Here is a 13,482-nt window from a genome sequence, read left to right as displayed (position 1 = left end):
GGATCAAACTCTCCAATAAAGAGTAAGATTAGCTCATTGCTAAACTCTAGCTTTTGTATTACTTGTTTCGTTCTTTAAGAACGATTATTGTTGACGTTTATTGTTCAGTTTTCAAAGAGCAATACATTCTGTTGCTATCAGAAGCAACTTTTATATTTTATCAGCTTCACAAGATAATGTCAATTACTTTTTTAAAATAATTTTTCATCATCATTTATCAGAACCCTTAGCTTCTAACGCGTTCGTCAAGCTGTTTTTATATAATAACACCCATACTTAATATCGTCAACCACTTATAAAAAAAATAATAATTATTATTATTCTAATAAAGAAGCATTCTAACCTTTCTTTTCCCCCTCCTTATAAAACCAAACCTATAACTATAGAAGAAACTCGATCTTATGACCGAGTTTCTTCTATAGTTATAAGTTATTTAGTTATCGAAACTACATCCTGCTCTTTCAGATCAACTGTACCAGATTTATTAATCTTAACAGATTCACCTTCTGATAAATTCGTAAAGACGATTGGCGTGATTGTAGATGTTGCATTTTCTTTAATGTAGTCTAGGTTAACTTTCAATAATGGTTGTCCTTGCTTCACTTCATCATTTTCAGAAACTAACGTTTCAAAACCTTCTCCTTTTAGTTTCACTGTATCAATACCAAAGTGAATAAGAATTTCGCGACCATTATCTGCTTTTATACCTATAGCATGTTTTGTCGGGAATAGATTAACGATTTTACCATCAACCGGAGAAACTACTGTTCCTTCAGAAGGGATTATTGCAAATCCGTCACCCATCATTTTTCCAGCAAATACTGCATCTGGAACATCTGTAATCGGCACTAACTCTCCTTTAATTGGAGCTATAATAGAATCAACACCTGTAATATTGCCTTTTAAAGCATCTGGATTCACTTCTTCTATCTGTTGTTCAACTTCTTTTTCCATAGAAGGTTGTGCTGCAGGACGAGGTCTTTTCCCACTCATAATGTCTCTCATTTGGCCTTTAATGGTTTCAGAACGAGGACCGAAGATAGCTTGAATATTATTACCAACCTCAAGGACTCCAGCTGCACCTAATTTTTTCAGACGAGCTTTATCAACATTCTTAATATCATTTACCGATACACGAAGACGAGTTATACATGCATCTAAATGAGCAATATTTTCTTGACCACCCATTGCTTCTAGTACTTCATATGGCAGATCACTAGTTGCACCAGTTGAAGTTTCTTCTTCATCTGATTCATCTTCTCTACCTGGAGTTTTCAGATTAAACTTACGAATAGCAAAACGGAAACCAAAGTAATAAATTACTGCAAAGACTAAACCAACTGGGATAACAATCCAAGCATTCGTTTGAGGATTAATTAGTCCAAATAGGATATAGTCAATTAACCCACCAGAGAATGTCATACCGATTTTCACATCTAATAAGTGCATAGTCATGAAAGATAACCCTGCAAATACTGCGTGAATTCCAAATAGTATTGGTGCAACAAATAAGAATGAGAATTCTAATGGTTCTGTAATACCTGTTAAGAAAGATGTTAAAGCTGCAGATGCCATTAATCCACCAACAACAACTTTTTTCTCTGGACGTGCTTCATGATAAATTGCAAGTGCTGCTGCAGGTAATCCAAACATCATGAATGGGAATTTACCTGTCATAAAAGTACCAGCAGTTAAAGTAGCTCCATCCTTAATTTGCTCCATAAAAATACGTTGATCTCCACGGATTGTTTCACCAGCTGCATTCACATAACTACCAAACTCATACCAGAATGGTGAATAGAAGATATGATGTAATCCAAAAGGAATTAACGAACGTTCAATAATACCAAAGATAAGTGCTGATACAGTTAAGTTTGCATGTACCATATTTTGAGAGAACGCATTTAAAGCATTTTGGATTGGTGGCCAAATTATAATCATTAATAATCCTAAAAGAACAGCTGCACCAGCAGTAATAATAGGTACAAAGCGTTTTCCAGCAAAGAAACCTAAATAAGATGGTAATTCAATCTCATAAAACTTATTATATAAACCAGCTGCAATTAAACCTACGATGATACCACCAAACACTCCAGTTGCAAGTGTTGGCACACCTAAGATGCTTGCATAATTCAGTCCATTTACATCATCAGCAGTTAGACCAAGAGCTGTACCCATTGTTACGTTCATAATTAAGTAACCAATGATAGCTGCTAAACCAGCAACTCCTTCTCCTCCTGCAAGACCTACCGCAACACCTACTGCAAATAATACTGGAAGGTTAGCAAAAACAATATCTCCTGCATTCTGCATAACAGAAGCAACCATTGATACTCCACTATTATCTAAAAATGGAGCAAGATCAAGTAAAGCAGGGTTTTGCAACGCTGAACCCAATGCTAGCAAGATACCAGCTGCCGGTAGCAAAGCAACCGGTAACATAAGAGCTTTACCAACTTTTTGTAATACACCAAAAACCTTTTTAAACATCTTTGTTTCCTCCTAAACTAATTTTTCAGCTCATAAAGCGTTATCATTCGATAAAAATAAAAACAAAAAAGGCATGAGTAAAGTAGATTGAAACAAGCTATAGGGTTAGTTTCCCCTAAAACTTATAAATCAATCATCTTTTTACTCATGCCTGATCGTATCAGTAACACGTTATAGATAATAACTATTTAATTTTCTTTTGAAGTCTTTGAAGATGCATGGTTAAATAAACAGCTTCAGCATCTAAGACAGGCTTTCTCAACGTTTGTTGCATCACTTTAATGAGCTTCCATGCTAGATTATAGCATATAGGATATTCACTCTTCAATAGTAAAGTTATTTTTTCTGGTTCTTCTACTTTTTCTCCCATATTAACTCTTTCTATAGTAAATCTGAGGTGTCTCACCAGTCTCATATAATCTATACTATCTTTGTCTATTTGAGTATCTAACTGCTCTTCAATTAGATTAATAAGATGAGTTACAAGCTGCGAGTGTTGATTGACATCAGATAAATTTTTATTCATCATAGCACTATGAATGTGCAAAGCGATGAAACCGATTTCACCAACAGGTAATTGAATTCCTGTCTGAGTTCCAATCAACATAACTACTTCTTCCGCAATTTTATATTCTAATGGATATAGCACTTTTGTCTCTATTAAGAAAGGATTATTTAATACTAACCCATTCGAAATTCTAGAAGTAGCAAAAGCAATATGATCTGTTAGAGCAACATGTATGTGTTCATTAAGTTTAGCATTTGTCTTATTTTTTATTAATTCAATGGATGAAATAATAACTTCTAGCAAATCATTATCAACTTGAGGAAGAAGTTTTAAATAATTACTTTGCTCTTTTTCATCCTTTAAGACAAACAGCTTTTCTCCTACACTTGCATCAATAGTATTTCCAACCTTCTGATTGAAACCTATCCCTTTCCCAATCAGCACTACTTCTCCATAGTCAGGATGATCCCCAATCAGCACATTGTTATTAAGCGCTTTTTTGATGTGAAAGTTAGACATTTGTTTTTCCTCATTTCGACAGACTTCTAAGTACTTTAATGTTATTAGAGACTTTGTAGTAAGTCAACGAAAAAATTTATGAAAAGAGCCGCTATAATTAGCAGCTCTTTTCATAATCTATTCTATTCTTGTAAGAAGATAAAGTACAGGATAAAGATAACAAAGAATACATACATGATTGGGTTAATTTCTTTTGCTTTTCCTTTAACAATCATTGTAAGTGGGTAAAATACAAACCCAGCTGCAATCCCTGTTGAAATACTGTATGTTAATGGCATAATAATCATTGTTAAAAATGCTGGTACTGCTACTTCAAATTTCGTCCATTCGATTTTACCTAGCGATGATACCATTAAAATACCAACTATTACCAATGCCGGAGTAGTGACAGCTGATGTTACCACCTCTAAAAGAGGGAAGAAGAATAAAGATAATAAGAAACAAATTGCTGTAACAACAGCAGCAAGACCCGTTCTAGCACCTGCAGCAACACCTGCAGAAGATTCTACAAAAGAAGTAGTTGTTGAAGTACCAAAAATAGAACCTACTAGAGAAGCAATAGAATCTGAGAATAATGCTTTACCTGCTCTTGGTAATTTATTATCCTTCATTAAACCAGCTTGGTTAGCAACAGCAACCAACGTTCCTGCATTATCAAAGAAATCAACAAACAAGAAAGTTAATACAGCAATAACCATACCCTTTGTATAGAAGCCTGGATCTCCTAAAGCAGAGAAAACAGCTCCAAAAGTAGGCTCGATACTTGGAATAGAGCTTACTACTCCAGATGGAGGATTAATCACACCAAAGATCATTCCAACAATTGCCGTAATAATCATTCCAAGGAATACACTAGCGCGCACACCTTTAACCATAAAGATAACTGTAACAATAATTCCAAATACTGCAAGTAATGTACTAGAATTTGTTAAATCACCAATTGTAACTAATGTCGCAGGACTATCTACAATAATTCCTGCATTTTGCAAGCCGATAAAAGTAATGAATAATCCAATTCCAGCTCCAACTGCTAATTTTAGTTCTACAGGAATAGCATTAATTAATTTTTCACGAAGTCCTGTTAGTGTTAATAACAAGAAGAATACACTTGAGATAAATACTGCCCCTAAAGCATATTCCCAAGGATGACCTTCACTTAATACTACAGTATAAGCAAAATATGCATTTAATCCTAATCCAGGCGCTAACGCAATAGGATAGTTAGCAAATAACCCCATAATTAAAGAACCAACAGCAGCTGCCAATGCAGTAGCAACAAATACCGCACCATAATCCATTCGTAATGCCTCTGGTAAATCTGGCACATCAGCTAATGTTAATGTAATAGGGTTTACAGCTAAGATGTATGCCATTGCTAAGAAAGTTGTTAGCCCTCCCATTATCTCTTTACGATAATTTGTACCTAGTTCTTCAAATTTGAAAAACTTTTTCATATTGTAATCCCCTTTCCAAGTAATGCTTTAATAGTCTACTAAAACAAAAAACACTCCTATTATTAAAGGAGCGTTGACTAAGGGTTTGTGTTATACGGAAAGGAAAAATCTATTAAGAAATAAAATAATAAGTTCAAAGATTTCCTATATACACACTTACCTCGTAGTCAAGCTATTTACGGTAGCTCGGTAGAAACTCTCAGGCCTTAATCCCTGATATTATACGAGAAACTTTTTTCTAAGTTGCAAACTTAGTGTATCAGCTTGTAGTTTTTTCGTCAATATAAAAAACGAACATTTTTAACCAAAAAGATTAAAATGTTCGTTTTTTGTCTATAATATACAATTCAAGTAGGGAAAATTGTAAGTTCTATTCCCACTCAATAGTTGCAGGCGGCTTACTAGTAATGTCATACACAACTCTATTTATATGCGCTACTTCATTAACAATTCTTGTTGAAATAGTTTCTAAAACATCCCATGGAAGTCTAGCCCAGTCTGAAGTCATTCCATCAATAGAAGTAACAGCACGAATTCCTATCGTATAATCATACGTACGAGCATCTCCCATTACCCCAACACTACGAATATCAGGAAGCACCGTAAAGTATTGCCATACATCGCGATCTAGGCCCGCTTTTTTAATTTCTTCACGTAAAATAGCATCTGATTCACGAACAATTTCTAATTTTTCTTCAGTAATAGCTCCAAGAACACGGATTCCAAGACCTGGACCTGGGAATGGCTGTCTCCAAACTATTTCATCTGCTATTCCTAATTCAGTACCTAATGCACGTACTTCATCCTTAAATAGCGTATTTAATGGCTCAATTAACTCAAACTGCATATCTTCAGGAAGTCCACCAACATTATGATGGGACTTAATAGTTTGTGCTGTAGCTGTACCACTTTCAATGATATCTGTATAAAGTGTACCTTGAGCTAAGAAATCAATTCCCTCAAGCTTTGCTGCTTCATCATCAAAAACATATATAAATTCATTTCCAATAATTTTACGTTTTTGTTCAGGATCACTTACACCTTCTAATTTAGCCATAAAACGTTCTTTTGCATCTACTTTAATAACATTCATGTTAAAGCCTTCTGTGAATGTTTTCATTACACCCTCAGCCTCATCTTTACGTAAAAGACCATGATCTACAAAGATACAAGTTAGCTGATCACCTATAGCTTTATGAATAAGAACAGCAACTACAGAAGAATCTACTCCCCCACTTAAAGCACATAGGACCTTCTTATCTCCCACTGTTCGGCGGATTTTATCCATTTCAATTTCAATGAAATTCTCCATAGACCAGTCACCTTTACAGCCACAAACACCGAAAACAAAGTTTTTTAACAATTCATTTCCATAAACAGAGTGACGAACCTCTGGATGGAATTGAACAGCATATAAACCTTTCTCTTCATTACTCATAGAAGCAATTGGACAAGAAGCACTTGTTGCATCCACTGTAAAACCAGCTGGTGCTTCAACGACTAGATCACCATGACTCATCCAAACAACTTGTTCTGCTGGAAGACTTTCAAATAGTTTAGAGCTATTAGAGATATTAATAGCCGCTTTTCCGTATTCACGATGCTTTGCTTTTTCCACTTTTCCTGCGAAATGCTTAGTCATTAACTGCATACCATAACAAATCCCAAAAATAGGTAAACCTAAGTCGAAAATTTTCTCATCACAACCAAATGCGGTTGCATCATACACACTATTTGGTCCACCAGAGAAGATAATACCAGCTGGATTTAATGCTTTAATTTCTTCTGCTGTAATCGTATGTGGATGTAACTCACTATATACTCCAAATTCTCTAATTCTTCTTGTAATCAATTGATTGTACTGACTTCCAAAATCAAGTACTACAATTATTTCTTGACCTTCAATATGTGCTTTCTCCACTCCAACTCACCCCAATTAATCTATTAAAGAAACTATTATTACTATTACCATTTTCCTTCAAAGAAATCCTGTAGTCCATAAAATACAAAAAAGACTAGAACCCGGCCTCAAATAAAAACGAAGGCAGAATTTCTAGTCTTTTATTTTAATACTCTAAATAAGAAGACGTTTCTGCCTTCATAGTCAGATCATTTAAGGTAATCCGGTAGAGACTCTCGAACCATATCATCGAGGATATATGAAGGAATTATATTATTATAGAACATTGTAACAACATGTCGAATTGTCGGTCAAGCTGTTGTTTTTTTAATTAAATTTTCCCACAATTCCTTCAATTCCATCCAAGCATCTTCTTTAAGTTTACCTCTATAAAGATATTCTTCATATTTAGCTGTTAATAAAGCCATTTCATTGGATCCATAAATATAGTCTATTTGTTTAGCATATTCTCTTAACGTTATATCATCCTTCTTACCAAGTCCCGCAATTTCCAACAAATGCATTAAGATTAAATATGCCTTAGGAAAATTAGTTGCTTGTGATTCCTTACGATATTTCCAAAGATAGTAATACGGTAGCCATTTATAACGATATTTATAAATGATGGATGCTAACAACATTATACCTACTGCTATCCCTGTTATCCATTGCCAATGAGACTTTATAGAGGCTATTAATTGATTCCACCATGTAGATATAGCAGAATTCTCGTTCACTGCTTGTTTTTCTTCCTCAGCTTGCTCAGGGTTTTCTTGTTCCTGTGCCTGTTGTTGCTCTTGTTCTGTCTCTGACTCTGCATTCTCTGAAGAATTACTCTCATTTTGCACATCATTTAAATACGTATTAGCATTGGAGAAACCTTGTGTTGGTTCAAAAGCAACCCATCCTACACCTGGAAAGTACGCTTCTACCCATGAGTGAGCATTATTATTTGTTACTTCGTAATAACGTTTATCTCCGTCCACTTCTTTTAGTTCGCCTTCTGTAAAGCCCTTCACCCAACGAGCAGGGATATCAATAGAACGTAAAAGTGTTACCATGGAAGTAGAGAAATTATCACAATACCCTATCATTGTTTCAAACAAAAACTGATCAACATAATCTTGATCTTCCTCTGGTACGGCAACATTATTTTGACTATATACAAATCCATTAGAAGAAAAATAACTTTCAATGGAACGTGCTTTAGCAAAAACATTTTCATCATTTTGTGTAATTGCTTCCGCTAAATCTCTTACTCTTTGCGGGAGAGTATCTGGTAGTTGTAAATATCTCTCAGCCATTTCTGGATTTTCTGTAGCGAACTCTTCCATATCAGCTGTTGTTAAAGCTTCTAAACTATAACTCGGGATATCATAGTTCACTGTGTATTCTTGTATGTCACTATTAAAAATCCCCCGTTCATTCCCAATCTCTAATTCCAAGTAAGAGTTCGCCGCATTCACTGTTTTTACACCTAAAGGATAAAGTAGATAGGTAAACGGTTCTCTTAGCATCACTTTACTATCTGAGCTTGATTTTGCGACACCATTTCCTTCTTCATAAGAGCGAAATGGAATTTCTCCACCATTTTCTAGCATGTCAAAGCTCTCATCATTTAACGCTAAAGACTGTTCCGATTGCACCCACCCTTTACCTGTATAAGTATCCTTTGTTTCTACTTTCCAATAGTGTCCTTTTTCCACTTCTGTTTCAAATACTAAGGTATCATCTCCAATGAACTCTCCACCAAGACGAGAATCATCCACACTATATCCTACACGGTGGACACCTCCTTGCGTTCCTACTTCCTCTTCTCCTCCTTTATCTCCCATTGTTTGGATAAAAGGAACAGGATCTGGCCAAATTGGATCTGCTTTTGGAGTAATATAGCCTATTCCCGCACTTACTATAATGAATACTACTAAAGGTAGCATCCATTTAAATAAATAGGTAGAGTTGTTCGCCAACCCTTCCTTCTCTTTTAAGCGTAAAAAGGTCAACATCCCCATTGTAATAAAGCCAATAATAACGGTTCTAATAATGGCGTTCTGCGCACTATATAGAGTAAAAGTATCTAATATAGTTATATACACAATTGTTAAAAGAAAGAAGGTGAAAATTTTTCTACGCTTTATCAACCAATAATCTATTAAATACGCCATCAGCCAAAGTAGTATGAAAAATAACAAACTCTTAAACATACTAGTAAGATCTGGCCAATTTGTATCAAATACTAAAGCTACATTCTCTATTAAAGAAGCTATAAATGGTTGGATCCACGAAAAGGTAAAAAAGGAACCCTCAAAAAACAAATAAACTAAGCTATATAAAATAAAGATGCTTTTTAAGGTTCCACTTATCATACCCGGCACACGAAAATAGGCAAGAAGTAAAGATAATCCTAAAAACAGAATAAACACAGTAATATTCTGTGTATCTGTCAATTGCTTCAGTGGTAGCAACCATTCAATAATGAGGAAAAAACCGAGAATGTATAGTAGTAAATCAGTCAATAACAGTTTCTTTCCATCTATTGAAAGTTTCATCCAGTACTCACCTCCGAAAAAGTCTCCTTAAACCTTCCAGCTGATACTGGGATAATACGAATACCTCTCTGACTAGCAAAAGCACTCCATGTTCTTTCTTCAGCAGATAGATTCTCTTTTGCATTCTTCACTACAAATATCCCTATATTAAATTGCTTACTAGACAGATATCCTGCTTTTTCCATAAGCTGATTCGTTAATTCAGATGTAACAAGTAATAAAGTGGTTTGCTGTTGAAACAAGCTACTCTCCTTTTCTAAAATGTGAGCAAGTGTCAATCCCTCTCCTGCTGTCACCTTAGCTAAGTGATATAAAACCAACTGTTGCTGACTTTCTCCACCTCTTATCGGAAAGAATTTTCTTTCCTTATCATCTATAGATAAAAAGCCCATCTGAGCACCTTTCTTTAGAATGGCTCTCACAATTGATGCTGTAAAAGATACGACTACTTCAAAGTTTTTACTTTCCATACTATCCATCACAACTAACATATCTTGGGACTGCTTTTGTTCAAATTCTTTTGTCATCATAATATTCCGTTTAGCACTAGCTTTCCAGTTAATCCATGAAAAACGATCTCCAGTTTGATATTCCCTAATCCCTACCGCCATCGTTGTGTCTCTTTGAACTCTCTCTCTTGATGCAGTCATACCTTGCTCATAGTGATTTTCCAAAGGCTTAAATAACATTTCTTCATAATGGGGAAAAACAAGAATTTTTTCTTTTTTTTCATAGATTTTTTCCGTTTCTATTAATCCAATAGGATCTCCCATTTTCAATTGAATTTCATGAAAAATATGCTCACCTCTAGGTAATTCTGTTACTACATATTGATAATTCAACTTTCTTTTAAAGCCTGGCATTATAATTTTTTTTCCTAATTCCTCTTGATTAATAGAAGATGGAATAGCGTCTTCTACAACCATATAAAAAATAGGAAAATACGATTTTCTCACTAATTCAATTTCTACTAGCAGTTCTTCTTTTGCACTATATTCATGCTTTTTAATCTTTCTTGTCACTTCCCAATCTCTAATAGGGTATAAAGCAACTAATAAACCGTATAGAGCAAAAGGGATAAAACTATAAAACAAAAACCAGCTTACAAAACCACCTTGAAACATGGCATAAGAAAATGTCATGCCTAATAAAATGAACAGAAGAATCAATTTCCATATTCGGTTCAATTTTTGCATATATTTCTTCATTATTTTACTAGCCTTTGCACTGGTACAGATACTTGTGAAACAATCTGTTCAATAATATCTTCAGCTGTAATTCCATCAAATTTAGTCTCAGACTTTAAGATCATTCGATGAGCAAAGACTGCTTTTACTAAATATTGAACATCGTCTGGAATAACATAGTCACGTCCTTCTATATAGGCATAGCTTTGCGTGGCTCTCATAAGTGCAATAGACCCCCTAGGACTTACACCTAAGTAAACACCTGCGTGTTGCCTAGTAGCATGAGCTAGCTCGACAATATATTTTTTCACTGTTTCATCTACATACACTTGCTTCACTTCTTTTTGCATAGTAAGCAATTCATCTATTGTTACAACAGGCTCTAAGCTTTCAATTGGAGCTGCTACTTGAACTCTTTCTAGAACTTCCATTTCTTCTAATAAAGTGGGATATCCCATTTGCATTTTTAATAGGAAACGATCTAATTGTGCTTCAGGAAGTGGATACGTGCCTTCATATTCAATTGGATTCTGAGTAGCCATTACAAAAAAGGGCTTCTGTAACTGATGAGTGACTCCATCAATTGTCACACTACTTTCTTCCATTGCTTCTAACAAGGCAGATTGCGTCTTAGGAGAAGTACGATTAATTTCATCTGCTAGAATAATATTTCCTAAGATCGGACCAGGGACAAATTGAAATTCCATATCTTTCGGGTTATAGATAGAAACCCCTGTTACATCAGATGGTAATAAATCTGGTGTAAACTGGATTCGTCGAAAATCTGCTCCTACTGATTTTGCTAGAGCTCTTACCATCATTGTCTTTCCAACACCAGGTACATCTTCTAATAAAACATGTCCTCTTGCTAATAAAGTGATTAAGCTAAGCTTCGCAACTTCTGTTTTCCCAATCATAACTCTTTCTATATTACCGATTATTCTGTCAATTGCACCGCTATGAATTCCTGCCATTCTTCTCCTCCTGAAGCTTTATTTAGAGGCTATCTTTTAGACTGCCACTCATTTATTCCTAATCTATTAATCCATAAATTTATTAATTAGTTTTACCATTTTCTATGATATAAATTCATTCGGATTCAAACCTAGTTCCTGACAAATTTCTGATACTACCATTTTCTCTCTTTGATCAAAATGACCGTCTGCATATCCAATGGAAATGCAATACCTAGCTACTAATCTTGCTATTTCAGGTTTTGAGCGAACCTTTCCAAGTGCTCGGAAACAATCTGACTTACCAATAATTTGGTCATATTCGATTTTACGGACAAACTGATGATATTGCTCTAAAACTTTGTTTGTATCGAATACGCGTAATTCCTCGCTTTGATGGAGAAAGTCTATCATTTTTCTTTCTTCAGATGAGTCTAGCCTTCCATCTGCCATACTTACTAATGCACAGGCAGCCACAACTGCATCTAATACATCTGGATTTTTATATCGTATAAATAAATCTTTAGCACGCTGCTTCTGCTGTCTGCCCCACTCACTATAATCCGCTTTAGATGGAGACCAATTATATCCACAACCATTACAGCTTATCTTCAATTGACCTTTCCCTATAAAACCACCTAATAATCCTACAGGTCCAAGAATTAATCCACCAATTGCCGCTTTCCCAAGCCCAAATCCTTTTTCTCCTGTTCGAATATTGGTACTACGACAACGTGGACAGCATATTTCATCTGTAGTATAGCTAGCTTGTCCATATTGATTTGAATCATTAGGTCGCCTCATTGAATTGTATGATGAAGTATTAGTTTGTGATCTAGTAGATGGACTATTAGCATATTCCTGGTGATTATCATAGTGATGGGAAGTATGCATGGAAGAAAGAGCTGATGATGGCCTATACTGTGGTGTAGGGTTCTTCTCAACTGTAACACCAAAGTTTCGACATAGTGCCTCTAATCCTCCTTGAAATCCGCTACCGATAGCATTAAATTTCCACTCTCCATTATGACGGTATAACTCTGCTGCTACGATAGCCGTTTCAATCGTGTAATCTCTTCCTAAATCAAAGCGAATCAATTCTACTTGATTCCTCTCATTAACTACTCTGACATAGGCATTCCTAATTTGTCCAAAGTTTTGCCCTTTTTTAAAAGCATCATGAATAGTAATAGTAAAAGCAATACGCTCTATAGTTAAAGGAACCCTACTAAGGTCCACTTTCATTTGTTTATTATCAAGGGCACCTTGTCCCGCTCGATTATCTCCAATATAAATTACCGAACCGTTTGCACCATTTGTATTATTATAAAAAATAAAATCCTGATCACTTTGTACTTTTTGACTAGCACCTAGTAAAAAAGCAGAGGCATCCATATCATAATTAGCTCCATGCTGGTTAGTTTCCCATCCAAGTCCTATAGTGACATGATTCAAGCCAGAATGAGTCTTTGTTAAATCTACCTTTTGGCCTTTACTTAAAATTACCCCCACCAAATAACCTCTCCTTTACTATTGTCGAACTTACATGTCTTACTTTACATTCTACCGAAAACATAAGAAGAATGTATGATTCTTCCTTTACATTTTTATTACAACAATACTTATACGAACTACTCTATTAAAAGTTTCCTTCTATTTATCGAACTTGTATTCGACAAGTATGTTGAAACATTTTTTTCAAAAAAACGTTAAATAACATAAAGGAATATTATATTTGTCACTAATTTGGTAGGTTCGTAACCAGAATTTAACCTTCCACTAGGTAGGTTTCATGTAAAATAAAAACAATCATGATCTTTCACTCACACCCCCTCATGAAAAAGGGGGTTATTTTTTTGTGAATTGACCATAACTGATACTACACAAACAGATAAGTACGTGGGTTTTAATGGTGGGTTAAA

8 protein-coding genes and 2 riboswitches are annotated in these 13,482 nt (G+C 35.0%); all 8 genes read right to left on the bottom strand.

Annotation, left to right across the window (positions count from 1 at the left end):
• Nucleotides 1-429: 429 nt before the first annotated feature.
• Nucleotides 430-2,490 carry a glucose-specific PTS transporter subunit IIBC gene (ptsG, locus tag F9279_RS24075; protein WP_152116657.1) on the bottom strand — a complete coding sequence of 687 codons (2,061 nt, stop codon included), beginning with the start codon at nt 2,488-2,490 and terminating at the stop codon, nt 430-432.
• Between the two features lie 184 nt (nt 2,491-2,674).
• A complete protein-coding gene (gene glcT / locus F9279_RS24070) occupies nt 2,675-3,517 on the bottom strand; it encodes a glucose PTS transporter transcription antiterminator GlcT (RefSeq protein ID WP_152116656.1) in 843 nt (280 codons plus the stop codon).
• 122 nt (nt 3,518-3,639) lie between these two features.
• Nucleotides 3,640-4,971 (bottom strand): NCS2 family permease, encoded by a 1,332-nt coding sequence (locus tag F9279_RS24065; RefSeq protein ID WP_152116655.1) that lies wholly within the window; start codon nt 4,969-4,971, stop codon nt 3,640-3,642.
• A 144-nt stretch (nt 4,972-5,115) separates the two neighbouring features.
• Nucleotides 5,116-5,218, bottom strand: a riboswitch (purine riboswitch).
• A gap of 123 nt (nt 5,219-5,341) precedes the next feature.
• The gene (gene guaA, locus F9279_RS24060; RefSeq protein ID WP_193224701.1) at nt 5,342-6,877 is read right to left on the bottom strand and encodes a glutamine-hydrolyzing GMP synthase; all 1,536 of its coding nucleotides are present in this window, start codon (nt 6,875-6,877) and stop codon (nt 5,342-5,344) included.
• 175 nt (nt 6,878-7,052) lie between these two features.
• Nucleotides 7,053-7,154, bottom strand: a riboswitch (purine riboswitch).
• Nucleotides 7,155-7,182: 28 nt separating this feature from the next.
• On the bottom strand, nt 7,183-9,420 hold the full coding sequence (locus F9279_RS24055) for a transglutaminase-like domain-containing protein (RefSeq protein ID WP_152116653.1): 2,238 nt from the start codon (nt 9,418-9,420) through the stop codon (nt 7,183-7,185).
• Nucleotides 9,417-10,562 carry a DUF58 domain-containing protein gene (locus F9279_RS24050; protein WP_226793894.1) on the bottom strand — a complete coding sequence of 382 codons (1,146 nt, stop codon included), beginning with the start codon at nt 10,560-10,562 and terminating at the stop codon, nt 9,417-9,419. Before F9279_RS24050 ends, F9279_RS24055 begins: the two co-directional genes overlap by 4 nt.
• Nucleotides 10,563-10,627: 65 nt before the next feature.
• The gene (locus F9279_RS24045; protein ID WP_152116651.1) at nt 10,628-11,581 is read right to left on the bottom strand and encodes an AAA family ATPase; all 954 of its coding nucleotides are present in this window, start codon (nt 11,579-11,581) and stop codon (nt 10,628-10,630) included.
• A gap of 102 nt (nt 11,582-11,683) precedes the next feature.
• Nucleotides 11,684-13,072: a TerD family protein gene (locus F9279_RS24040; RefSeq protein ID WP_152116650.1), complete on the bottom strand. Its 1,389-nt coding sequence runs from the start codon at nt 13,070-13,072 to the stop codon at nt 11,684-11,686.
• Nucleotides 13,073-13,482: the final 410 nt, after the last annotated feature.

It is taken from the genome of Bacillus sp. B1-b2 (assembly GCF_009183415.1).
Classification (GTDB): Bacteria; Bacillota; Bacilli; order Bacillales; family Cytobacillaceae; genus Niallia.
The sequence above is the reverse complement of the archived record's forward strand: the minus strand, read 5'-3'. Positions and strand labels throughout refer to the sequence as shown.

Coding starts and splice junctions, on each gene's coding strand:
- F9279_RS24065 (WP_152116655.1), bottom strand. CDS start 4,971: ATGAAAAAGTTTTTCAAATTTGAAGAACTAGGTACAAATTATCGTAAA.
- F9279_RS24045 (WP_152116651.1), bottom strand. CDS start 11,581: ATGGCAGGAATTCATAGCGGTGCAATTGACAGAATAATCGGTAATATA.
- F9279_RS24050 (WP_226793894.1), bottom strand. CDS start 10,562: ATGACATTTTCTTATGCCATGTTTCAAGGTGGTTTTGTAAGCTGGTTT.
- glcT (WP_152116656.1), bottom strand. CDS start 3,517: ATGTCTAACTTTCACATCAAAAAAGCGCTTAATAACAATGTGCTGATT.
- F9279_RS24055 (WP_152116653.1), bottom strand. CDS start 9,420: ATGAAACTTTCAATAGATGGAAAGAAACTGTTATTGACTGATTTACTA.
- ptsG (WP_152116657.1), bottom strand. CDS start 2,490: ATGTTTAAAAAGGTTTTTGGTGTATTACAAAAAGTTGGTAAAGCTCTT.